This window comes from Streptomyces xanthii (genome assembly GCF_014621695.1).
GTDB lineage: Bacteria > Actinomycetota > Actinomycetes > Streptomycetales > Streptomycetaceae > Streptomyces > Streptomyces xanthii.
In genome coordinates, this window is record NZ_CP061281.1 from 1,958,369 (window position 1) to 1,982,516 (window position 24,148).

The following is a 24,148-nucleotide window of genomic DNA, read 5'->3' on the forward strand; positions in this document are numbered from 1 at the left end:
CGCTCCACCGCTCCGCTGTTGCGCCGTCGCGGTGGCTCAGCCGCCGTTCTCGGCCTGGAACATCCAGTGGTGCTTCTCGAGGTCGGCGGTGATGCCGATGAAGATGTCCTGGCTGACGGGGTCCGCCTCACCGGTCGCCACGACCCGGTCCCGCATCTGGGTGATCACGGCGGCCAGCGCGTCCACGAGGATGGCCACGGCGTCGACGTCCTTGATCCAGCCCTCGGGCACCGCGTCGATCCCGCTCGTGCCGGCCACCGTCGCGGCCCGCCCGTCCGGCGGGACGCCCAGCGTCGAGGCGCGTTCGGCGACCGTGTCGGAGTGCAGCCGCGCGGTGTCGACGACCTCGTCGAGCTGCAGGTGCACGGAGCGGAAGCGCGGGCCGACCACGTTCCAGTGGACCTGCTTCGCCACCAGCGAGAGGTCCACGAGATCCACCAGAGCGCCCTGCAGGGCCCCGGACACGGTCTTGAGTTCGGCGTCGGACAGCGGGCTCTTCACGACGTACACGGACGATCCACCTCCACAGCGGGACGATCGGAACGATCAACTCCAACCCACGATGGCACATTCAGACCAATCCGGACACAGCAGAGCGGGCCCCCGCCGCGGCAGCGGGCAACACAAAACCCCGGCGGGATTCACCCGGCCGGGGTTTCGCGCACATCTGATGCCGGTCGCGGGCGCTATGCCGCGACGACGTCCACTGCCTCCGCAGGCGCCTTGATCGTCACCCGTTCCGGCGGGACGCCGGCCACGGAGACGGAATTGAGCATCGGACGAACCGGTGCGGGCACCGGCTCCGACGGGACCGCTGCTGCCGACTCGGCCAGCTCGGCGAGGGCGAGCTCGTCGCTCACCTCGCGCATCAGCTCGGACATCCGTACGTCAAGCGCGTCGCAGATAGCGGAGAGCAGCTCGGAGGATGCCTCCTTCTGCCCCCGCTCCACCTCGGAGAGATAGCCGAGCGAGACTCGGGCGGACGAGGAGACTTCGCGCAGAGTACGGCCCTGGCGCTGGCGCTGCCGACGCAGCACGTCACCCAGCAGGCGACGGAGCAGAATCATCGGTGGCTCCCTCCTCGGACCGCGTAGCCGCATCCTTCACGCCCCACCGTACCGCCTCGTGCCGCGGCCGTGCGGGGAGCGATGTCGTGTTCACTCAGGGCTGCAAACATCAAAACCCCCCGTTCTGTTCCGTATCCTGTGCCCGCGCATTCCCACTGGCGTCGCCTGAATGTGCTCCGACCAGCTCTTCCACGAGCAGCCTCAGCACGCTCCGTACACTCTCCCTACGGATTTCCGTACGGTCGCCGTTCAACCGCAGCTCGAGCACTTTGCGGCTACCAGCGAAATTCTGTTCACCTTCGGAAGCACCCGCTCCGGGTCCGACGGCGGCCACATAGACGGTTCCCACGGGCTGCCCGTCCTGCGGCTCGGGGCCCGCGACGCCGGTCGTGGCGACGCCCCAGTCGGCGCCGAGCGCGACCCGTACGCCGGCCGCCATCTGCAGCGCGACCTCGGGATGGACCGGGCCGTGCGCCGCGAGGAGCCCCGCGTCGACGCCGAGCAGCTGGTGCTTGAGCTCGGTCGCGTACGCCGTGACGGAGCCGCGCAGTGCCTTGGAGGCGCCGGGCACCGCCACCACCTCGGCGGCGACGAGGCCGCCGGTCAGCGACTCGGCCACGGCGAGGGTCTCCCCCCGCTCCCGCAGCAGTCGCAGCGCCTCGGCGGCCTCGTGCGTCACTTCTCGGCCGCCCCCGAGGTCGACTCCGTCGACTCCGCGATCGCCCGCGAGGCCGTCTCCGCCCCCGCCTCCGCGGCGGCCTGCGACGCGGCCGAGGCCTCCGCGGCCTCCGCCAGCCCCGCGCGCCGCAGCACGACCGCCTGACGCACGTAGTCGAGCCCGGTCACGACGGTCAGGACGACGGCCACCGCCATCACCCAGAACCGGAACGTGGCCAGCGGCCCGGTCAGCGCGAGCACGTACATGCCCACGGCCGTGCCCTGCGCGAGGGTCTTCATCTTGCCGCCGCGGCTGGCCGGGATGACCCCGTACCGGATCACGACGAAGCGCAGCAGCGTGATCCCGAGCTCACGCCCGAGGATGACGCCGGTCACCCACCAGGGCAGGTCACCGAGGTAGGACAGGCAGATCAGCGCCGCCCCCATGATCGCCTTGTCGGCGATGGGGTCGGCGATCTTGCCGAAGTCGGTGACCAGGTTGTACGTGCGCGCCAGATGCCCGTCGAAGACATCGGTGATCATGGCGACGGCGAACGCCGCCCACGCCCAGGCCCGCCAGACGGGGTCGTACCCGCCGTCGGCCAGCAGCAGCGCCACGAAGCCGGGCACCAGCAGCAGCCGGATCATGGTGAGGATGTTCGCGATGTTCCACAGGCTGGCCTGATTGACGGCCGCGGCCCCCAGCTTGCCGCCGGGCGCCGGCCTGCCGGTCCCGCCCGCGGCGGATGCCGGGACTCCCGTCATCTGCCCGCCTCCTCAGTACAGTCGAGCGGCTCGGCGACGAGGTCCACTCCCTCGGTGCCGACCACCTTTGCCTCGACGATACGGCCGACGGTCAGACCCGCGCCGCCCGTGAGCCGCACCTGCCCGTCCGTCTCGGGCGCCTGGTGGGCCCCGCGGCCGAGGACGCCGTCCTCGTCGTCCACGGACTCGACCAGGACGTGCACGGTCTCGCCGACGCGCTCCTCGGCGCGCTGCGACACCAACTGCTCGGCGAGGCGCGACACGCGCGCGAGGCGCTCCGCGACGACGTCCTCGTCCAGCTTGTTGTCGTACGTGGCGGCCTCGGTGCCGTCCTCGTCGGAGTACCCGAAGACGCCGATGGCATCCAGCCGCGCGCCGTTCAGGAAGCGCTCCAGCTCGGCGAGGTCGGCCTCGGTCTCGCCGGGGAAGCCCACGATGAAGTTCGAGCGGGCACCGGCCTGCGGGGCCTTGCTCCGGATGGTGTCCAGAAGCTCCAGGAAGCGGTCCGTGTCGCCGAAGCGGCGCATCGCGCGCAGCACGCCGGGCGCGGAGTGCTGGAAGGAGAGGTCGAAGTACGGGACGACCTTGTCGGTGCCCGTGAGCACGTCGATGAGCCCGGGCCGCATCTCGGCGGGCTGCAGGTAGCTGACCCGCACGCGCTCGATGCCGTCGACACCGGCGAGCTCGGGCAGCAGCGACTCCAGGAGCCGGATGTCGCCGAGGTCCTTGCCGTACGAGGTGTTGTTCTCGGAGACCAGCATGATCTCCTTCACGCCCTGCTCGGCGAGCCAGCGCGTCTCGTTGAGCACATCGCTGGGGCGGCGCGAGATGAAGGAGCCGCGGAACGAGGGGATGGCGCAGAAGGAACAGCGCCGGTCGCAGCCCGAGGCCAGCTTCACCGAGGCGACGGGCGCGCCGTCGAGGCGGCGGCGCAGGGGCGCGCGGGGCCCGGAGGCGGGCGCGAGGCCGTCGGGCAGGTCCACGGGCGCGTGCCCGGGCAGCGCGACGCCGGAGCCGGCCTCCTGGCGCTCGGCGGGGCTGATCGGCAGGAGCTTGCGGCGGTCGCGCGGGGCGTGGGCCTCCACGCTGCCGCCGGCCAGGATGGTCTGCAGGCGACCCGAGATGTCCTCGTAGTCGTCGAAGCCGAGCACACCGTCGGCCTCGGGGAGCGCGTCGGCGAGTTCCTTGCCGTACCGCTCGGCCATGCAGCCGACGGCGACGACGGCCTGCGTTCTGCCGTGACCCTTGAGGTCATTGGCTTCCAGCAGGGCGTCGACGGAGTCCTTCTTTGCGGCGTCGACGAAGCCGCAGGTGTTGACGACGGCGACATCGGCCGACTCGGCGTCCTCGACGAGCTCCCAGCCGTCCGCCTCCAAGCGGCCTGCGAGCTCCTCCGAGTCCACCTCGTTACGGGCGCAGCCAAGGGTGACGAGTGCGACGGTACGGCGTTCGGGCATGGGCTCAAGACTACTTCGTTCCACCGACAGCCCTCGCCGGGAGGGTTGCCGGAAGATCGTCGGGGCCTCGGTCAGCCCTGCTCGGGGTCTCCCTTGGTGTACGTGAGCCGCTCGACCTGGCCGGGCTGGAACTCGTCCTCGATCTGCTTTCCGTTCACGAAGAGCTGGATCGCTCCGGCGTCGCCGAGCACCAGGTCGACCTTCTGGCTGTCCTGGAAGGTCTTGGACTGGCCCTGCTCGAGGAGGCCGTCGAACATGATCCGGCCGTTGTGGTCCTTGGCCGAGATCCAGCTGCGGCCGTCGGCCGCGCTGATCTTGACCGTGACCTTGTCCGCCGGGGCGGCGGCGATCGCGCTGTCGGAGGGGTCGGGCTTGGGGTCGACGGGCTTCTTCGTCGTCGGGCTCGGCTTCGGGGCCTTGCTGGTCGCGGGCGTGGAGCCCTCGGCGGCCTGCTGGCTGTCGCCACCGTCGTCGCCGCCGTTGACCACCGTGTAGCCGACGAAGGCGATCACCGCGACGATCGCGGCGACCATGGCGGCCGTCCAGTTCGGCCGGCGCGGCTCGGAGCGGATGCGCTCGGCCTCGAAGAGGGGCGTGGCCGGGGTGGGCGCGACGTGGCCGCCGTGCTCCGCCCCGTACTGGGCGAGCAGTGGCTCGGGATCGACGCCGACGGCGCGGGCGAGCGTGCGGATGTGTCCGCGCGCGTACACGTCGCCGCCGCAGCGGGAGAAGTCGTCCTGCTCGATGGCGTGGACGATCGGGATGCGCACCCGGGTCGACTGGCTGACCTCGTCGACGGTCAGGCCGGCGTCGACGCGCGCCTGCTGGAGGACGCGTCCGATCGAGGGACGGGCGTCGTCCACGGGCGGGGTGCGGTCTTCCGAAGGACGGTCGTCTTCAGGGGAGTTGCCGATGGACACGGGGGCGCCTTTCGAGCGTGTAGCCACCTGCTGGAGGTTCAGTCTAGGGGGGTTGCGAAAGGGTGGGGCAACCGGGCGGTCGTACTTTGTACGCCATCGGTATGGCCCGGTGACCCGACGGCGGGACGGCGGGCCGCCCCCTCGCTCAACTTGACGTACCCGAAAGGGAAACGGTTGCCCCCGCCGCCCTTACGGGTGATATCGAAATCGCAACATCGTCAGGACTGAGCCTCCCCACGGATCACCGCGAGCACTCCGTCCAGCTCGTCAGGCTTCACAAGAACGTCACGAGCCTTCGAACCCTCGCTCGGCCCGACGATGTTCCGCGACTCCATGAGGTCCATGAGCCGGCCGGCCTTCGCGAAGCCCACGCGGAGCTTGCGCTGCAGCATGGAGGTGGAGCCGAACTGGGTCGACACGACCAGCTCGGCGGCCGCGCACAGCAGCTCCAGGTCGTCGCCGATGTCCTCGTCGATCTCCTTCTTCTGCTTGGTGCCCACGGTGACGTCGTCCCGGAAGACGGGCGCCATCTGGTCCTTGCAGTGCTGCACGACGGCGTGGATCTCGTCCTCGGTGACGAAGGCGCCCTGCATACGGGTCGGCTTGTTCGCCCCCATGGGGAGGAAGAGGCCGTCGCCCTTGCCGATGAGCTTCTCGGCGCCCGGCTGGTCGAGGATGACGCGGCTGTCGGCGAGCGAGGACGTGGCGAAGGCGAGCCGGGACGGCACGTTCGCCTTGATCAGACCGGTGACGACGTCCACGGAGGGCCGCTGTGTGGCGAGCACCAGGTGGATGCCGGCGGCACGCGCGAGCTGCGTGATGCGCACGATCGAGTCCTCGACGTCGCGCGGGGCGACCATCATGAGGTCGGCGAGCTCGTCGACGATCACCAGCAGGTACGGGTACGGCTTGAGCTCCCGCTCGCTGCCCTCGGGCGTCTTGAGCTTGCCGGTGCGGACGGCCTCGTTGAAGTCGTCGATGTGCCGGTATCCGAAGGCCGCCAGGTCGTCGTAGCGCAGGTCCATCTCGCGCACGACCCACTGGAGCGCCTCGGCGGCCCGCTTGGGGTTGGTGATGATCGGCGTGATCAGGTGCGGGATGCCCTCGTAGGCGGTCAGCTCGACGCGCTTGGGGTCGACGAGGACCATCCGGACGTCCTCGGGGGTCGCCCGCATCATGATCGAGGTGATCAGGCAGTTGATGCAGGACGACTTTCCGGAGCCGGTGGCGCCGGCGACGAGGATGTGCGGCATCTTCGCCATGTTCGCCATGACATAGCCGCCCTCGACGTCCTTGCCGAGCGCGACCAGCATCGGGTGGTCGTCCTCGGCCGCGTCGGCGAGGCGCAGCACGTCCCCCACGTTGACCATCTCGCGGTCCGTGTTCGGGATCTCGATGCCGACCGCGGACTTGCCGGGGATGGGGCTGATGATCCGCACGTCCGGGGAGGCGACGGCGTACGCGATGTTCTTGGCCAGCGCGGTGATCTTCTCGACCTTCACGGCGGGACCGAGCTCGACCTCGTAGCGCGTGACCGTCGGGCCGCGGGTGAAGCCGGTGACCGCGGCGTCGACCTTGAACTCGGTGAACACGTTCGAGAGCGAGTCGACGACCAGGTCGTTGGCGGCGCTGCGCGACTTGCCGGGCCCACCGCGCGTGAGCAGGTCGAGGGAGGGCAGTCCGTACGTGATGTCACCGGCGAGCTGGAGCTGCTCGGCGCGCGGCGGCAGGTCGCGGGGCGCGTCGGGCGCCGACTTGGTGAGGTCCGGCACGGCGAGCCGCGACGGCGTGTCCTCGGCCTTGGCGGGCGGCTGCTTGGCACGCGCGCCCGGCACCGGGGCCGAGCGCTCGGTCGACGACGTGTCCTCCTCGGCGCGCTCGGCACCGACGCCCTGGGTGAGGTCGGCGACGAGCGGCGACGGCGGCATCCCGTGCAGCACGGCCCCGTCGAGCGCGGCGGCCGCGGCGGCGGCCACGTCCACGGCGTCCAGGGGCCGCTCCATGGCGGGCTGCACGGAGCCGCGCCGGGGACGGCGCCGCTTGGAGAGGGCGTCCTCCTCTATGCGGTCCGGGTCGAACGCCTCGGGAGTCAGCGCGGCGGCGCGGCGGCGCGGGCGCGCGGGGGTGGCCTCGCGCCACTCCTCGTCGTACGCGTTCTCGTCCTGCTCGTCGAGGGGCGTGTCGTCGTGCACGATGCCGAGCTTCACGCCGAGCAGGCGCAGGCGCTGCGGGATCGCGTTGACCGGCGTCGCGGTGACGACGAGGAGGCCGAAGACGGTGAGCAGGACGAGCAGTGGGACGGCGAGCACCTCGGTGACCGTGAAGCTCAGTGGCGTCGCGACGGCCCAGCCGATCAGCCCGCCGGCGTCCCTTATGGCCTGCATGCCGTCGGCGCGCGCGGGCGCGCCGCAGGCGATGTGGACCTGGCCGAGGACGCCGATGACGAGCGCGGACAGGCCGATCACAATGCGCCCGTTGGCCTCGGGCTTCTCGGGGTGCCGGATCAGGCGTACGGCGATGATGCCGAGCAGGATCGGCACGAGCAGGTCGAGCCGGCCGAAGGCACCGGTCACCAGCATCTCGACGAGGTCGCCCACGGGGCCCCGCAGATTGGACCAGGTACCGGCGGCGCAGATCAGCGCCACGCCGAGCAGCAGGAGTGCGAGGCCGTCCTTGCGGTGCGCCGGGTCGAGCCCCTTCGCGCCCCGCCCTATGCCGCGGAACATCGCGCCCACGCTGTGCGCGACGCCGAGCCACAGGGCTCGTACGACCTTGTAGAGACCGCCGGTCGGATTGGGCGCCGGCTTGGGCGCGGCCTTCTTCGCCGCGGCCTTCTTGGCGGGTGCCTTCTTGGCCGGCGCCTTCTTGGCGGGGGCCTTTTTCGCAGGGGCCTTCTTCGCCGGAGCCTTGGTCGGCGCGGCCGCCTTCTTCGCGGGCGTCTTCTTGGCTGCGGGACGTGAGGCCATAGGTGTGAGGTTACCGGGGAGGGCGACTCGGGACACGTGTGCCCACTGCTTCACCCGTTCGTGTCGCGGTCTGACGTGCCGTGAGCTGACACGGCCTCAAGGGCCGGTCAACGCCTCGGTTCTGCTCCTCGGAGCCGCCGGGGCCCCTTGGGCCGTCCGCTCAGTTCTGCGACGGGAGCGTGGGCGCGCCGCTGCCGGTGCCGGGCTCCAGGGCGTCGAGCGCTCTGCGCAGCCCGGTCAGCTTGCGCTCCAGGTGCGCGGCGGTGGCCACCGCGGCCGCGTCCGCCGAGTCGTCGTCGAGCTGCTTGGAGAGCGCCTCGGCCTGCTCCTCGACGGCGGCGAGCCGCGCGGACAGCTCGGCGAGCAGCCCCGCGGGCTCCTTCGTGTCGCCGACGGCCTTGCCGCCGCCCTCCAGCTGGAGGCGCAGCAGGGCGGCCTGCTCCCGCAGTTGGCAGTTCTTCATGTACAGCTCGACGAAGACCGAGACCTTGGCGCGCAGCACCCACGGGTCGAACGGCTTCGAGATGTAGTCCACCGCGCCCGCCGCGTAGCCCCGGAAGGTGTGGTGGGGGCCGTGGTTGATCGCGGTGAGGAAGATGATCGGGATGTCACGTGTCCGCTCGCGGCGCTTGATGTGCGCGGCGGTTTCGAAACCGTCCATTCCCGGCATCTGGACGTCCAGCAGAATGACCGCGAAGTCGTCCGTGAGCAGCGCTTTGAGCGCTTCCTCCCCGGACGATGCCCGCACCAGCGTCTGATCGAGCGCGGAGAGAATGGCCTCCAGCGCCAACAGATTCTCCGGCCGGTCATCGACCAGGAGGATCTTGGCCTTCTGCACCATGGCCCGCCCTCCTCGCCCCGGCATGGGGCCGCCCCTGTCCGCAGGACTCGGGGTGGCTCCTGCCGCCGCCCCGGGGAACGACTCCCTTGCGCCGCCCGTCCTTGTGCCGGTCATGGTAGCCGCACCCCGCCTGTCGCCACACCCTGTCACCGCGATGTCACTGTGCACTTAGCAGAAACGTAGCGGGAGACCTGAAGGTTCCCCGCTTCCCGCACTTCTACACGAGTTCGACCACACTCAGTCAGCAAGTACACGTGAAGGTTCCGGTTTCCGGTCACTCACCGCGCATCCACTGCTCCATCACGGCGAGCAGATGATCAGGATCGACCGGCTTCGTCACATAGTCGGAAGCCCCCGACTCGATCGCCTTCTCCCGGTCGCCCTTCATCGCCTTCGCGGTGAGGGCGATGATCGGCAGCCCCGCGAACTGGGGCATCCGCCGGATCGCCGTCGTCGTCGCGTACCCGTCCATCTCCGGCATCATGATGTCCATCAGCACGACCGTCACGTCGTCGTGCTGCTCCAGGACCTCGATGCCCTCGCGGCCGTTCTCCGCGTACAGGACCGACAGGCCGTGCTGCTCCAGGACGCTGGTCAGCGCGAACACGTTGCGGATGTCGTCATCGACGATGAGGACCTTCTCGCCGCCGAACTGGAACGCGCGCCGCGGCTTCGGGGCGCTCTCCTCCCCCGCCGCGTCCCAGCGCTCGCGGCCCTGTTGCCCGTCGCCGCTCGCCCGCGCCCCGAGGTCCGTCGTCTGCTCGGGCGCCGGCGCGTGCCTGCGCCGCCGCCTGAAGAGCGCGGCCGCACCGCTCTGCGTCTCCTGGTACGACTTCACCTCGGCCGGGGTCTCCGCCTCGGCGGGCTCCGGCGCGGGGTCGAGGGCCAGCGGACGCCCCGGCTCCACGGACGGCGCCAGCTGCGCGTACCCCTGGGGCGGCAGCTCGGCGGGGTGCAGCGGCAGGTACAGCGTGAACGTGGAGCCGCGTCCGGGCTCGCTCGCCGCGTGGATCTCACCGCCCAGCAGGCGGGCGATCTCCCGGCTGATGGACAGGCCGAGTCCGGTGCCGCCGTACTTGCGGCTGGTGGTGCCGTCGGCCTGCTTGAACGCCTCGAAGATGACGCGCATCTTGCTGCCGGCGATACCGATGCCGGTGTCGGTCACCGAGAAGGCGATCAGATCGGCGTCCGCGTCCTGCAACGAGCCCGCTTCCAGGAGCTGTTCGCGGATCGCGTGGGGCACGTCGCTGCCGGCGGGCCGGATGACGAGCTCCACCGCTCCGGAGTCGGTGAACTTCACCGCGTTGGACAGGAGGTTGCGCAGCACCTGGAGGAGGCGCTGCTCGTCGGTGTGCAGGGTGGTCGGCAGTTCCGGCGAGACCCTTACGGAGAAGTCGAGTTGCTTCTCGGCGGTCAGCGGGCGGAACGTCGCCTCCACGTAGTCGACGAGCTGCACCAGGGCGATGCGGGTGGGCGACACGTCCATCTTGCCCGCCTCGACCTTCGACAGGTCCAGGATGTCGTTGATCAGCTGGAGCAGGTCCGAGCCCGCCCCGTGGATCGTCTCGGCGAACTCGACCTGCTTGGGCGTCAGGTTCGCGTCCGCGTTGTCCGCGAGCAGCTTCGCCAGGATGAGCAGCGAGTTGAGCGGCGTACGCAGTTCGTGCGACATGTTGGCGAGGAACTCGCTCTTGTAGCGCATCGACACCGCGAGCTGCTCGGCGCGCTCCTCCAGGACCTGCCGCGCCTCCTCGATCTCGGTGTTCTTCACCTCGATGTCGCGGTTCTGCCGGGCCAGCAGCTCGGCCTTCTCCTCCAGCTCGGCGTTGGACGCCTGGAGGGCCTTCTGCCGGTTCTCCAGCTCGGCCGAGCGCTCGCGCAGCTGCTCGGTCAGCTCCTGCGACTGCTTCAGCAGGACCTCGGTCTTGGAGTTGACCGAGATCGTGTTGACGCTCGTCGCGATCATTTCGGCGATCTGGTTCAGGAAGTCCTTCTGGATCTGCGTGAACGGTGTGAACGACGCCAGCTCGATCACACCGAGCACCGTGCCCTCGAAGAGCACGGGGATCACGACGACCTGGGCCGGCGGCGCCTCCCCGAGCCCGGAGGCGATCTTCAGGTAGCCGCTGGGCGCGTTGTCCACGAGGATCGTGCGCCGCTCCTGGGCGGCCGTCCCGATGAGCGTCTCGCCGGGCCGGAACGAGGTCGGCATGGACCCCATCGAGTAGCCGTAGGAGCCCAGCATGCGCAGCTCGTACGCGTCCTCGTCGGCGGTCGCCGGGTCGGCGGCCTCGTCGAGGGGCAGCGCCAGGAAGAACGCGCCGTGCTGTGCGGACACCACGGGCGTCAGCTCGCTCATGATCAGCGAGGCCACGTCGTCGAGGTCGCGGCGGCCCTGGAGCAGACCCGAGATGCGCGCCAGGTTGCCCTTCAGCCAGTCCTGCTCCTCGTTGGCGATCGTGGTGTCGCGCAGGTTCGAGATCATCTTGTTGATGTTGTCCTGGAGGACCTGGATCTCGCCCGCGGCGTCAACGTCGATCTTGAGGTTGAGGTCGCCGCGGGTCACCGCGGTGGCGACGGCCGCGATGGCGCGCACCTGACGGGTCAGGTTCCCGGCCATCTCGTTCACGGACTCGGTGAGGTCGCGCCAGGTGCCGTCCACGTCACGCACGCGTGCCTGGCCGCCCAGCTGCCCCTCGGTGCCCACCTCGCGGGCCACGCGCGTGACCTCCTCGGCGAACGAGGACAGCTGGTCGACCATCGTGTTGATCGTCGTCTTCAGCTCGAGGATCTCACCGCGCGCGTCGATGTCGATCTTCTTGGTCAGGTCGCCCTTGGCGATGGCCGTCGTGACCATCGCGATGTTGCGCACCTGGCCGGTGAGGTTCGACGCCATGCCGTTCACGGACTCGGTGAGGTCCTTCCACGTACCGGACACGCCGGGTACGCGGGCCTGGCCGCCGAGGATGCCGTCCGTACCCACTTCACGGGCCACCTTGGTGACCTGGTCGGCGAACGAACTCAGCGTCTTCACCATGGTGTTGAACGTGTCGGCGAGCTGTGCGACCTCGCCGCGCGCCTCGATGGTCACCGTGCGGGTCAGGTCGCCGTTGGCGACGGCCGCGGCCACCTGCGAGATGTTGCGCACCTGCATGGTCAGGTTGTTGGCCATCAGGTTGACGTTGTCGCTCAGGTCCTTCCAGATGCCCGTGACGCCCGGGACGCGCGCCTGGCCGCCCAGCTGGCCCTCGGTGCCCACCTCACGGGCCACGCGGGTCACCTGCTCGGCGAACGACGACAGCTGGTCCACCATCGTGTTCACCGTGGTGACGAGCTCGAGGATCTCGCCCTTGGCGTCGACGGTGATCTTCTTGGACAGGTCGCCGCGCGCTACGGCTGTAGTGACCTCGGCGATGTTGCGCACCTGAAGGGTCAGGTTGTTCGCCATGCCGTTCACGGACTGCGTCAGGTCCTTCCACGTACCCGACACACCCTGCACCTCGGCCTGCCCGCCGAGGATGCCGTCCGTACCCACCTCACGGGACACCCGCGTCACCTGCTCGGCGAACGCGGAGAGCTGGTCCACCATCGTGTTGAGGGTGTTCTTCAGCTCCAGGATCTCGCCGCGCGCGTCCACGTCGATCTTCTGCGACAGGTCACCGCGGGCGACCGCGGTGGCGACCTGCGCGATGTTGCGCACCTGGGCCGTGAGGTTGCCGGCCATGCCGTTCACCGAGTCGGTCAGGTCGCGCCACACACCGGCCACGCCGGGCACCTGCGCCTGACCGCCCAGGCGGCCTTCCGTACCCACCTCGCGGGCCACGCGGGTCACCTGGTCCGCGAAGGCGGACAGCTGGTCGACCATCGTGTTGATGGTGTTCTTCAGCTCCAGGATCTCGCCGCGCGCGTCCACGTCGATCTTCTGGGAGAGGTCACCGCGCGCCACGGCCGTGGTGACCTGAGCGATCTGCCGCACCTGTGAAGTCAGGTTGCCGGCCATGAAGTTGACGGAGTCGGTGAGCTCCTTCCAGGTGCCGCTCACGCCGTCGACGCGGGCCTGGCCGCCGAGGCGGCCCTCCGTGCCCACGTCGCGCGCCATACGGGTCACCTGGTCGGCGAAGCTCGACAGCTGGTCGACCATCGTGTTCACGGTGTTCTTCAGCTGGAGCATCTCGCCGGACACGTCGACGGTGACCTTCTGGGAGAGGTCGCCGTTCGCCACCGCCGTCGTCACCTGGGCGATGTTCCGCACCTGCCCGGTGAGGTTACGGAAAGCCGTGTTCACAGAGTCGGTGAGGTCTTTCCACGTACCGGCGGCGCCCACGACGAGCGCCTGGCCGCCGAGTTCACCCTCGACACCGATCTCCCGTGCCACGCGCGTGACTTCGGCACCGAAGGCGGACAGCTGGTCGACCATCGTGTTGACGGTGTTCTTCAGCTCGAGCATCTCGCCCGCGACGTCGACGGTCACCTTCTGGGAGAGGTCACCGTTGGCCACCGCCGTCGTGACAGTGGCGATGTCACGCACCTGGGTCGTCAGGTTCCTGAAAACCGTGTTGACCGAGTCCGTGAGGTCCTTCCAGGTACCCGCCGCGCCCGGCACATTGGCCTGTCCGCCGAGCTGGCCCTCGGCGCCCACCTCGTTGGCGACGCGTGTGACCTCGTCCGCGAACGTGCGCAGCGTCTCGGTCATCTGGTTGATCGTCTCGGCGAGCTGGGCGACCTCTCCGCGCGCCGACACTGTCACCTTCCGCGACAGGTCGCCGTTGGCGACCGCCGTGGTGACCTCGGCGATGCCGCGCACCTGGGCCGTCAGGTTGCCGGCCATCAGGTTCACCGAATCGGTGAGGTCCTTCCACACGCCGGCCACACCGGGCACCTGCGCCTGCCCGCCGAGCTCGCCCTCGGTGCCCACCTCGCGGGCGACGCGGGTCACCTCGGAGGAGAACGAGGACAGCTGGTCCACCATCGTGTTGACGGTGTTCTTCAGCTCGAGCATCTCGCCCGCGACGTCGACGGTGACCTTCCGGGACAGATCGCCCTTGGCCACGGCCGTCGTCACGAGAGCAATGTCACGCACCTGAGCGGTGAGCCGGTACGCCATGTTGTTGACGGAATCCGTGAGGTCCTTCCACGAACCCGACATTCCGCGCACCCGGGCCTGGCCGCCGAGCTTGCCCTCGGTCCCCACCTCACTGGCCACGCGCGTGACCTCGTCGGTGAAGGTGGAGAGCTGGTCGACCAGGTTGTTGACCGTCCGGCCGACCTTGAGGAACTCGCCGCGCAGCGGATGCCCGGTCCCGTCCCCCGGCCCCTGCGCCCGCAGCTCCATCCGGGGCGACAGGTCACCCTCCGCGACCGCGGAGAGCACCCTGCTGACCTCGGAGACAGGTCGTACGAGGTCGTCGACCAGGGCGTTCGACGCGCTCACCGCGGCGGCCCAGGAGCCCTCGCAGGCGCCCTCCTCCAGCCGCTCGGTCAGCTTGCCCTCGCGCCCGACCATGCGGCGCACGCGTGACAGCTCACCCGTCAGATGCAGGTTCCGGTCGGCCACCTCGTTGAAGACGGCCGCGATCTCCGACATCACGCCGTCGCCGCTGACCGTCAGCCGCTTGCGGAAGTTGCCGTCCCGCATCGCGACCAGACCGGCCAGCAGCCGGTTCAGCGAGGCCGTGTCGACCGTCGTCGTGCCACTGCCGCCGCGCGTTTTGCGCTGTTTCGTCAGGGACTGTCCGCCTTCCGCGCGCGCTTTCTTGCCCCGCGTCGCTGCGCCAGACTCCACTGTGTCCCTCCCGCAGGGGTCGACCTGTACTGCTCGGGTTGCTCGGTTTCGCTTCTACCGTCGCACCTGCGTTTCGATGCGTACCGACAGGAAGCTTGCCCAGTGTTTCACCATGGCTGAACCAGGCCATAACAGTTCGGCAGCTTCGCACACCCTCCGCACACCCGCCCGGCGGAAACACTGGCGACCGGCATCCGCACGGACGGCGAAGGTAAGTAACCTGGGCAGCGGCTGTCCACCCACCCCGGTCCGCCCGGCCTGGTCGGTGGCGGAAAACGAGCGGGCATCGGAGGGGCGGCCGAGACATGGGTACGGGAGACCTGGGCCTCGACATTCGTACAGCGAGTACTACTCGTACAGGGAGTTCTGTGATCACCGCGCGCGCGGCCGCCACCTTCGAACCCGTCGGGCGCTCCGTCGCGACCGCCCGCTCCTTCGTGCGCGACACCCTCCAGGGGTGGGGCTACAGCGACATCATCGACGACGCCGTGGTCCTGACCAGCGAGCTCGTGACCAATGCCGTCGTCCACGCGGGCACGTCCGCGGAGGTTCTGTGTCTGCGCAGTGAGGACCACGTCCGCATCCAGGTCTCCGACCGCTATCCGGAACGGGAGATCCCGCTCCAGTCCGCGGCCATCAACATGGGCAGCCCCGACCGCGAGGGCGGCCGCGGCCTCCAGCTCTGCGCCGCGCTCGCCGGCCGCTGGGGCGTCGACTACTCGGCCACCCACAAGCAGGTCTGGTTCCAACTCGACCTGCCCGAGCGGTCGGTGGGCACCCGCACCGCCGGCCCCGCGCTCCCCTCGGCTCTGCTCCCGCTCGCCGACGAGCGCGTCCGGGTCGCCGTCGTCCAGATCGACAAGACGGGCGCCATCACCGCCTGGAACGAGGACGCCGAGCATCTGTTCGGCTACGCGGCCGAGCAGGTCGTCGGCAAACCCCTCACGGACCTCGCGGCCTGGCCGCACACCCCCGGCACCAGCACCGGCATCGCCGACGCGCTCCAACTGTCGCGCTGGGAGGGCAGTTACGGCATCCGCGGCGCCGACGGCCGCGTCACTCCCGTCTACGCCTCACATCTGCGCGTGCGCGACACGGACGGCGATCCCTCCACGGTCTGCCTCCTGGTGCGCGACCACGAGCGGGCCGTCCTGCAGACTCCCTTGCGCGTGCCCGCCTCCGACTCGTCCTCGCACGGCGACGGCCAGGGCTCGGACCCCTTCGAAGTCTTCATCGGCTCGCCGGCCCCCGACGACCTCGACGGCCTCCTCCAGCGCACCGTGGAGCGCGCCCGCGACATGCTCGACGGCGACTCCGCCTTCCTCCTCCTCGCGACCGATGACGAGACCGAGTTGGAGGTCCGTGCCTCGACCGGGCTGCCCTCGGCACGTCAGCGCTTCGCGCGCGTGCCCGTCGAGGTCGGCCCCGGCCGCTACGGCTCGGCCCGTATGCCCGCCGTCCACGAGGACCTCACCCAGGTCCCCGGCGCGGTCCCGCTCCTGAACGGCACGGGGATGCGCTCGGTCGTCACGGTCCCCCTCAAGGTCGAGGGCCGCCTCACCGGCTCCCTGGGCGTCGCCGCGGAGTCCCCGGACCGCTACTCCAACGAAGAGGCGCTGCGCCTCCAGTTCGCCGCGGACCGCATCGCGCTGGCCGTCGAGTCCGCCCGCCTCGGCGAGCTCGAGAAGCTGCGCCGCGGCTCGCTGAGCTTCCTCGTGGAGGCGTCCGACCTCCTCGCCGGCACGCTCGACCGCGACCAGACCCTCGCCCTCATGGCGCAGATGACGGTCCCGACGCTCGCCACCTGGTGCGCCGTCTACACGATCGCCGACCAGTCCTCCGAGCCGTACCTCTCCTACGTCCTGCACGAGGACGAGGAACGCATCGATGGCCTGAAAGCCCTGCTTTCCAAGATCGCTCCGCCCGAGCCGGTCCCGACGCCGGGCGCCCGCATCTGGTCGGCGCCCGCCGAGGCCGCCCACCAGGCGGCACTGCGCACCTCCATGCGCAGCCTCGGCCTCGGCGAACCGGCGAGCGTCAGCTCGGGCATCGGCACGACCCTGCAGACGGCCTCGGCCGTCGGCGGCGAGACCGTGGTCCTCCCTCTGGTCGCGCGCAACCGCGTCATCGGCATGCTCACGCTCGGCAAGCCGACGGACGAGCACTTCCGCCAGGAGATCCTGGAGCTCGCCGAGGACCTCAGCCGCCGCGCGGCCCTCGCGCTCGACAACGCCCGCCTCTATTCGGAGCGCATGGCGATCAGCCAGTCCCTCCAGCGCAGCCTCCTCCCGCCGGAGCTCCCGGAGGTCCCGGGCGTCGAGGTCGAGGTCATCTACCGCGCGGCCGGCGAGGGCAACGAGGTCGGTGGTGACTTCTACGATCTCTTCCCGATCCGCGACGGCGCGTACGGCTTCGCCATCGGCGACGTCTGCGGCACGGGCCCGGAGGCCGCCGCGGTCACCGGTCTGGCCCGTCACGCCCTGCGCCTCCTGGCCCGCGAGGGCTTCGGCGGTCCCGCCGTCCTGGAGCGCCTGAACGCGGCGATCCTCGACGAGGGCGCCCGCAGCCGCTTCCTCACGCTGCTCTACGGGGAGTTGTGGCCGCAGGAGGACGGCTCGGCCGTCCTGAAGATGGTCTGCGCCGGACACCCGCTGCCGCTGCGCCTGCGCCAGGACGGCTCGGTCGTCCCGTTCGCCGAGCCGCAGCCGCTGCTGGGCGTCATGGACGACCTCGAGCTGTACGAGCAGACGATGACCCTGGACCCGGGCGACGTCCTGCTGTGTGTCACGGACGGCATCACGGAGCGCCGCGAGGGCTCGCGCATGCTGGGCGACGACGGCCTGGCCGAAGTCCTGTCCACGTGCACGGGCCTGACGGCCGGTGCGGTGGCCGCGCGCATCATGCGGGCGGTGGAGCGGTTCGCCGCGGACGCCCCGTCGGACGACATGGCCATCCTGACGATGCGTGTCGCCGGCCTGCATCACGACTGAGGTCCGGTCCGCACCCGCTCCGGCGGGTGCGGCCGTCCTGTCCTGCACAACGAAAAAGGCCCCCGCCCGATCAGGGCGGAGGCCTCAATTCCCGAGCCCCCAAGCGGAATCGAACCGCTGACCTTCTCCTTACCATGGAGACGCTCTACCGACTGAGCTATAGGGGCCTGTCGCTTTCGCGGTTTCCCGCGCGCCAACAAGAAAAAGCATACCTGAAGTTCAGGGCGCTTCGAACCACCCCCCGGTGGCTGTTCTCCCGCCTTCAGAAAGCCGGCTGGAGCAGTCCGCCGAGCGCATTGCAGTTCGCCACTAGCCGCTGCAACTGGCGCCGGGACATGCGCCCGTCGACCGGCAGCGCCAGCGTCTCGTCAGCGGCCCGCTCCGTCTCCGGCAGCGCGACGTCCCGCCGGAACGCCGGCATGCGGTGCACCGGCGTCTTCACGGGCACACTGCACTCGATCCCCTTGCCCCGCAGCACGCGCGCGAAGGCGTCCCGGTCGGGCCGCCCGTTCCCGGGCACCCGCACGACGTACTGCTGGTAGGTGTGCCCGTCATGGCCCTGAGGCGTCCGTACGCCACTGAGCCGCCCGCTCAAGTACGCGGCATGGGCTCGACGTTGCACGACCTGGTCGTACGGCTTCTCGGCCTCGCCGTGCTCGAGAACCAGCAGGCCGTGCCGGCCCGCGAGCTCCCTGAGCCGGGCGACATCGGCCCGGTGCCCGAACCGGTGCACGGGGACGACGGCCGCCGTCCGCTCGTTCACGCAGGCGGCGACGTGTGCGGGGTCGATGCAGTACGTGTCCGGATCGATGTCGGCGAAGACGGGGGCGGCCCCGGTACGGGTGACGGCCTCGGCGATCTCAGTGTTGCCGTAGGCGGGGACGATGACCTCGTCGCCGGTACCGATACCGGCGGCCTGCAGCATTGCGACTGTGCCCATGCCCCGGATGGTCGTCGTCCAACGTGAACGAACGGTGACACACAACAAAAAAGCCTCTGGCCCCGAGCAGAATGCTCAGGACCAGAGGCTTTATCAAAAGGAGTTCGGCGGCGTCCTACTCTCCCACAGGGTCCCCCCTGCAGTACCATCGGCGCTGTGAGGCTTAGCTTCCGGGTTCGGAATGTAACCGGGCGTTTCCCTCACGCTATGACCACCGAAACACTATGAAACTGACAACCGGAGTCGTGGCCTATGACTACGACGGTCGTTCGTGGTTTCAGAACCAACACAGTGGACGCGAGCAACTGAGGACAAGCCCTCGGCCTATTAGTACCAGTCACCTCCACACCTTGCGGTGCTTCCAGATCTGGCCTATCAACCCAGTCGTCTACTGGGAGCCTTACCCCATCAAGTGGGTGGGAATACTCATCTCGAAGCAGGCTTCCCGCTTAGATGCTTTCAGCGGTTATCCCTCCCGAACGTAGCCAACCAGCCATGCCCTTGGCAGAACAACTGGCACACCAGAGGTTCGTCCGTCCCGGTCCTCTCGTACTAGGGACAGCCCTTCTCAATATTCCTGCGCGCACAGAGGATAGGGACCGAACTGTCTCACGACGTTCTAAACCCAGCTCGCGTACCGCTTTAATGGGCGAACAGCCCAACCCTTGGGACCGACTCCAGCCCCAGGATGCGACGAGCCGACATCGAGGTGCCAAACCATCCCGTCGATATGGACTCTTGGGGAAGATCAGCCTGTTATCCCCGGGGTACCTTTTATCCGTTGAGCGACGGCGCTTCCACAAGCCACCGCCGGATCACTAGTCCCGACTTTCGTCCCTGCTCGACCCGTCGGTCTCACAGTCAAGCTCCCTTGTGCACTTACACTCAACACCTGATTACCAACCAGGCTGAGGGAACCTTTGGGCGCCTCCGTTACCCTTTGGGAGGCAACCGCCCCAGTTAAACTACCCATCAGACACTGTCCCTGATCCGGATCACGGACCGAGGTTAGACATCCAGCACGACCAGAGTGGTATTTCAACGACGACTCCACAACCACTGGCGTGGCCGCTTCAAAGTCTCCCACCTATCCTACACAAGCCGAACCGAACACCAATATCAAACTGTAGTAAAGGTCCCGGGGTCTTTCCGTCCTTCTGCGCGAAACGAGCATCTTTACTCGTAGTGCAATTTCACCGGGCCTATGGTTGAGACAGTCGAGAAGTCGTTACGCCATTCGTGCAGGTCGGAACTTACCCGACAAGGAATTTCGCTACCTTAGGATGGTTATAGTTACCACCGCCGTTTACTGGCGCTTAAGTTCTCAGCTTCGCCAGGACGAATCCTGACTAACCGGTCCCCTTAACGTTCCAGCACCGGGCAGGCGTCAGTCCGTATACATCGCCTTACGGCTTCGCACGGACCTGTGTTTTTAGTAAACAGTCGCTTCTCGCTGGTCTCTGCGGCCACCCCCAGCTCAGAGTGCAAGACTCATCACCAGGAATGGCCCCCTTCTCCCGAAGTTACGGGGGCATTTTGCCGAGTTCCTTAACCATAGTTCACCCGAACGCCTCGGTATTCTCTACCTGACCACCTGAGTCGGTTTAGGGTACGGGCCGCCATGAAACTCGCTAGAGGCTTTTCTCGACAGCATAGGATCATCCACTTCACCACAATCGGCTCGGCATCAGGTCTCAGACTATGTGCCAGGCGGATTTACCTACCTGACGTCCTACACCCTTACCCCGGGACAACCACCGCCCGGGATGGACTACCTTCCTGCGTCACCCCATCACTCACCTACTAACCGCTTGGGCCGGCGGCTCCACCACTCCGAACCACGTCAAAGACGAGGACGGCGGTTTCACGGCCTTAGCATCACGATGCTCGATGTTTGACGCTTCACAGCGGGTACCGGAATATCAACCGGTTATCCATCGACTACGCCTGTCGGCCTCGCCTTAGGTCCCGACTTACCCTGGGCAGATCAGCTTGACCCAGGAACCCTTAGTCAATCGGCGCAAACGTTTCTCACGTTTGTATCGCTACTCATGCCTGCATTCTCACTCGTGAACCGTCCACAACTACCTTCCGGTGCTGCTTCACCCGGCACACGACGCTCCCCTACCCATCACAGCGGGCGTTGGCCCTATTGCTGCAATGACACGACTTCGGCGGTACGCTTGAGCCCCGCTACATTGTCGGCGCGGAATCACTAGACCAGTGAGCTATTACGCACTCTTTCAAGGGTGGCTGCTTCTAAGCCAACCTCCTGGTTGTCTCTGCGACTCCACATCCTTTCCCACTTAGCGTACGCTTAGGGGCCTTAGTCGATGCTCTGGGCTGTTTCCCTCTCGACCATGGAGCTTATCCCCACAGTCTCACTGCCGTGCTCTCACTTACCGGCATTCGGAGTTTGGCTAAGGTCAGTAACCCGGTAGGGCCCATCGCCTATCCAGTGCTCTACCTCCGGCAAGAAACACACGACGCTGCACCTAAATGCATTTCGGGGAGAACCAGCTATCACGGAGTTTGATTGGCCTTTCACCCCTAACCACAGGTCATCCCCCAGGTTTTCAACCCTGGTGGGTTCGGTCCTCCACGAAGTCTTACCTCCGCTTCAACCTGCCCATGGCTAGATCACTCCGCTTCGGGTCTTGAGCGTGCTACTAAAGTCGCCCTGTTCGGACTCGCTTTCGCTACGGCTTCCCCACACGGGTTAACCTCGCAACACACCGCAAACTCGCAGGCTCATTCTTCAAAAGGCACGCAGTCACGAGAACCAAGCAAGCTTGATTCCGACGCTCCCACGGCTTGTAGGCACACGGTTTCAGGTACTATTTCACTCCGCTCCCGCGGTACTTTTCACCATTCCCTCACGGTACTATCCGCTATCGGTCACCAGGGAATATTTAGGCTTAACGGGTGGTCCCGCCAGATTCACACGGGATTTCTCGGGCCCCGTGCTACTTGGGTGTCTCTCAAACGAGCCGCTGATGTTTCGACTACGGGGGTCTTACCCTCTACGCCGGACCTTTCGCATGTCCTTCGCCTACATCAACGGTTTCTGACTCGTCCCACGGCCGGCAGACCGTGGAAGAGAGATCCCACAACCCCCCAAACGCAACCCCTGCCGGGTCTCACACGTTTGAGGTTTGGCCTCATCCAGTTTCGCTCGCCACTACTCCCGGAATCACGGTTGTTTTCTCTTCCTGCGGGTACTGAGATGTTTCACTTCCCGCGTTCCCTCCACACTGCCTATGTGTTCAGCAGCGGGTGACAGCCCATGACGACTGCCGGGTTTCCCCATTCGGAAACCCCCGGATCAAAGCCTGGTTGACGACTCCCCGGGGACTATCGTGGCCTCCCACGTCCTTCATCGGTTCCTGGTGCCAAGGCATCCACCGTGCGCCCTTAAAAACTTGGCCACAGATGCTCGCGTCCACTGTGCAGTTCTCAAACAACGACCAACCACCCATCACCCCGAACCAGTAGTTCGAGTGCACTGGGGCCGGCACTGAAGGCGACCTTGCGGCCGTACCTTCAGACACCCAACAGCGTGCCCGACACTCTTCCCGCTTCCCTCGACGTTCCACGCTCCGAAGAGCAGTACTAGAAGGAGAAGACGATCAAGTGTGCCGAATAATCAACGTTCCACCCATGAGCAACCACCGTCGAACATTTGCCGACGTAATGGCTCCTGGACCACCAAGCAAGCTTGGCGGCCTAGATGCTCCTTAGAAAGGAGGTGATCCAGCCGCACCTTCCGGTACGGCTACCTTGTTACGACTTCGTCCCAATCGCCAGTCCCACCTTCGACAGCTCCCTCCCACAAGGGGTTGGGCCACCGGCTTCGGGTGTTACCGACTTTCGTGACGTGACGGGCGGTGTGTACAAGGCCCGGGAACGTATTCACCGCAGCAATGCTGATCTGCGATTACTAGCAACTCCAACTTCATGGGGTCGAGTTGCAGACCCCAATCCGAACTGAGACCGACTTTTTGAGATTCGCTCCACCTTGCGGTATCGCAGCTCATTGTATCGGCCATTGTAGCACGTGTGCAGCCCAAGACATAAGGGGCATGATGACTTGACGTCGTCCCCACCTTCCTCCGAGTTGACCCCGGCGGTCTCCTGTGAGTCCCCATCACCCCGAAGGGCATGCTGGCAACACAGAACAAGGGTTGCGCTCGTTGCGGGACTTAACCCAACATCTCACGACACGAGCTGACGACAGCCATGCACCACCTGTACACCGACCACAAGGGGGGCACTATCTCTAATGCTTTCCGGTGTATGTCAAGCCTTGGTAAGGTTCTTCGCGTTGCGTCGAATTAAGCCACATGCTCCGCTGCTTGTGCGGGCCCCCGTCAATTCCTTTGAGTTTTAGCCTTGCGGCCGTACTCCCCAGGCGGGGAACTTAATGCGTTAGCTGCGGCACCGACGACGTGGAATGTCGCCAACACCTAGTTCCCACCGTTTACGGCGTGGACTACCAGGGTATCTAATCCTGTTCGCTCCCCACGCTTTCGCTCCTCAGCGTCAGTAATGGCCCAGAGATCCGCCTTCGCCACCGGTGTTCCTCCTGATATCTGCGCATTTCACCGCTACACCAGGAATTCCGATCTCCCCTACCACACTCTAGCTAGCCCGTATCGACTGCAGACTCGGGGTTAAGCCCCGAGCTTTCACAATCGACGTGACAAGCCGCCTACGAGCTCTTTACGCCCAATAATTCCGGACAACGCTTGCGCCCTACGTATTACCGCGGCTGCTGGCACGTAGTTAGCCGGCGCTTCTTCTGCAGGTACCGTCACTTTCGCTTCTTCCCTGCTGAAAGAGGTTTACAACCCGAAGGCCGTCATCCCTCACGCGGCGTCGCTGCATCAGGCTTTCGCCCATTGTGCAATATTCCCCACTGCTGCCTCCCGTAGGAGTCTGGGCCGTGTCTCAGTCCCAGTGTGGCCGGTCGCCCTCTCAGGCCGGCTACCCGTCGTCGCCTTGGTGAGCCACTACCTCACCAACAAGCTGATAGGCCGCGGGCTCATCCTTCACCGCCGGAGCTTTCAACCCACTCGGATGCCCGAGCGGGTGTTATCCGGTATTAGACCCCGTTTCCAGGGCTTGTCCCAGAGTGAAGGGCAGATTGCCCACGTGTTACTCACCCGTTCGCCACTAATCCACCCCGAAGGGCTTCATCGTTCGACTTGCATGTGTTAAGCACGCCGCCAGCGTTCGTCCTGAGCCAGGATCAAACTCTCCGTGAATGTTTCCCCGTAATCGGGGTGACACCACGAGAGCGGAACCAGAGGGAGGAATAATCCCTCGGTTCACAGCGTCCTCGCTGTGCGCCTACCGAACAGTGCCCGGCAGGACTTTTTCAAAGGAACCTCGTCCCAGCCGAATGGCCGGAGACGGGGTATCAACATATCTGGCGTTGATTTTTGGCACGCTGTTGAGTTCTCAAGGAACGGACGCTTCCTTTGTACTCACCCTCTCGGGCTTTCCTCCGGGCGCTTCCCTTCGGTCTTGCGTTTCCGACTCTATCAGACCGTTTCACCGGCCGATTTCCTCGGAAGTTTTCCTGCTTTTGCCTTCCGGGATTCGCTTTCGCGTTTTCCCTTTCGGCTCGACCGACTTTATCAGAGATTCTGAGGCGGTCTTTCCACCCGCTCGGGGACCGGATCGGGCACGTGAGTGCGCCGGGTTCCCCTCAGGCGGAGCCGTAAACGTACTGGAGCGGGGCGCCCCGATGCAAATCGA

The 24,148-nt window shown here is 67.1% G+C and carries 11 protein-coding genes, 1 tRNA gene and 3 rRNA genes; 1 reads left to right on the forward strand and 14 read right to left on the reverse strand.

Annotated elements, in window-relative coordinates; genetic code table 11:
* Positions 1 to 36: 36 nt before the first annotated feature.
* From IAG42_RS08910 to IAG42_RS08950, 9 genes are all read right to left on the reverse strand, one after another.
* Positions 37 to 510 (reverse strand): Dps family protein, encoded by a 474-nt coding sequence (locus IAG42_RS08910; protein WP_188336489.1) that lies wholly within the window; start codon positions 508 to 510, stop codon positions 37 to 39.
* A 176-nt stretch (positions 511 to 686) separates the two neighbouring features.
* Complete coding sequence (locus tag IAG42_RS08915; protein WP_188336490.1) at positions 687 to 1,067, reverse strand: helix-turn-helix domain-containing protein; 381 nt, start codon at positions 1,065 to 1,067, stop codon at positions 687 to 689.
* Positions 1,068 to 1,176: 109 nt separating this feature from the next.
* Positions 1,177 to 1,746, reverse strand: coding sequence for a CinA family protein (locus IAG42_RS08920; RefSeq protein ID WP_188336491.1), 570 nt, complete (start codon positions 1,744 to 1,746; stop codon positions 1,177 to 1,179).
* On the reverse strand, positions 1,743 to 2,489 hold the full coding sequence (gene pgsA, locus IAG42_RS08925; protein ID WP_223205915.1) for a CDP-diacylglycerol--glycerol-3-phosphate 3-phosphatidyltransferase: 747 nt from the start codon (positions 2,487 to 2,489) through the stop codon (positions 1,743 to 1,745). The genes IAG42_RS08920 and pgsA overlap by 4 nt, the downstream gene beginning before the upstream one ends.
* Positions 2,486 to 3,946 carry a 30S ribosomal protein S12 methylthiotransferase RimO gene (gene rimO, locus IAG42_RS08930; protein ID WP_188336492.1) on the reverse strand — a complete coding sequence of 487 codons (1,461 nt, stop codon included), beginning with the start codon at positions 3,944 to 3,946 and terminating at the stop codon, positions 2,486 to 2,488. The genes pgsA and rimO overlap by 4 nt, the downstream gene beginning before the upstream one ends.
* Before the next feature lie 71 nt (positions 3,947 to 4,017).
* The gene (locus IAG42_RS08935; protein ID WP_188336493.1) at positions 4,018 to 4,866 is read right to left on the reverse strand and encodes a helix-turn-helix domain-containing protein; all 849 of its coding nucleotides are present in this window, start codon (positions 4,864 to 4,866) and stop codon (positions 4,018 to 4,020) included.
* A 218-nt stretch (positions 4,867 to 5,084) separates the two neighbouring features.
* A complete protein-coding gene (locus tag IAG42_RS08940) occupies positions 5,085 to 7,832 on the reverse strand; it encodes a DNA translocase FtsK (protein WP_188336494.1) in 2,748 nt (915 codons plus the stop codon).
* 160 nt (positions 7,833 to 7,992) lie between these two features.
* Entirely contained in the window at positions 7,993 to 8,673 is a 681-nt protein-coding gene (locus IAG42_RS08945) for a response regulator (RefSeq protein ID WP_188336495.1), read from the reverse strand.
* Positions 8,674 to 8,947: 274 nt separating this feature from the next.
* Positions 8,948 to 14,455 carry a HAMP domain-containing protein gene (locus tag IAG42_RS08950; protein WP_188336496.1) on the reverse strand — a complete coding sequence of 1,836 codons (5,508 nt, stop codon included), beginning with the start codon at positions 14,453 to 14,455 and terminating at the stop codon, positions 8,948 to 8,950.
* 368 nt (positions 14,456 to 14,823) lie between these two features.
* On the opposite strand from IAG42_RS08950, the gene IAG42_RS08955 reads away from it, so the two are divergent.
* On the forward strand, positions 14,824 to 17,445 hold the full coding sequence (locus tag IAG42_RS08955; RefSeq protein WP_188336497.1) for a SpoIIE family protein phosphatase: 2,622 nt from the start codon (positions 14,824 to 14,826) through the stop codon (positions 17,443 to 17,445).
* Positions 17,446 to 17,539: 94 nt separating this feature from the next.
* Here IAG42_RS08955 and IAG42_RS08960 read toward each other — a convergent pair.
* The 5 genes from IAG42_RS08960 to IAG42_RS08980 form a co-directional block, all read right to left on the reverse strand.
* Positions 17,540 to 17,612: transfer RNA gene (locus tag IAG42_RS08960), tRNA-Thr, on the reverse strand.
* Between the two features lie 95 nt (positions 17,613 to 17,707).
* Positions 17,708 to 18,370: a DegT/DnrJ/EryC1/StrS family aminotransferase gene (locus tag IAG42_RS08965; RefSeq protein ID WP_188341267.1), complete on the reverse strand. Its 663-nt coding sequence runs from the start codon at positions 18,368 to 18,370 to the stop codon at positions 17,708 to 17,710.
* Between the two features lie 117 nt (positions 18,371 to 18,487).
* Positions 18,488 to 18,604: ribosomal RNA gene (rrf, locus tag IAG42_RS08970) — 5S ribosomal RNA — on the reverse strand.
* A gap of 88 nt (positions 18,605 to 18,692) precedes the next feature.
* Positions 18,693 to 21,813: ribosomal RNA gene (locus tag IAG42_RS08975) — 23S ribosomal RNA — on the reverse strand.
* 313 nt (positions 21,814 to 22,126) lie between these two features.
* Positions 22,127 to 23,652, reverse strand: a 16S ribosomal RNA gene (locus tag IAG42_RS08980).
* The 16S, 23S and 5S rRNA genes sit together here, the layout of an rRNA operon.
* Positions 23,653 to 24,148 lie beyond the last annotated feature (496 nt).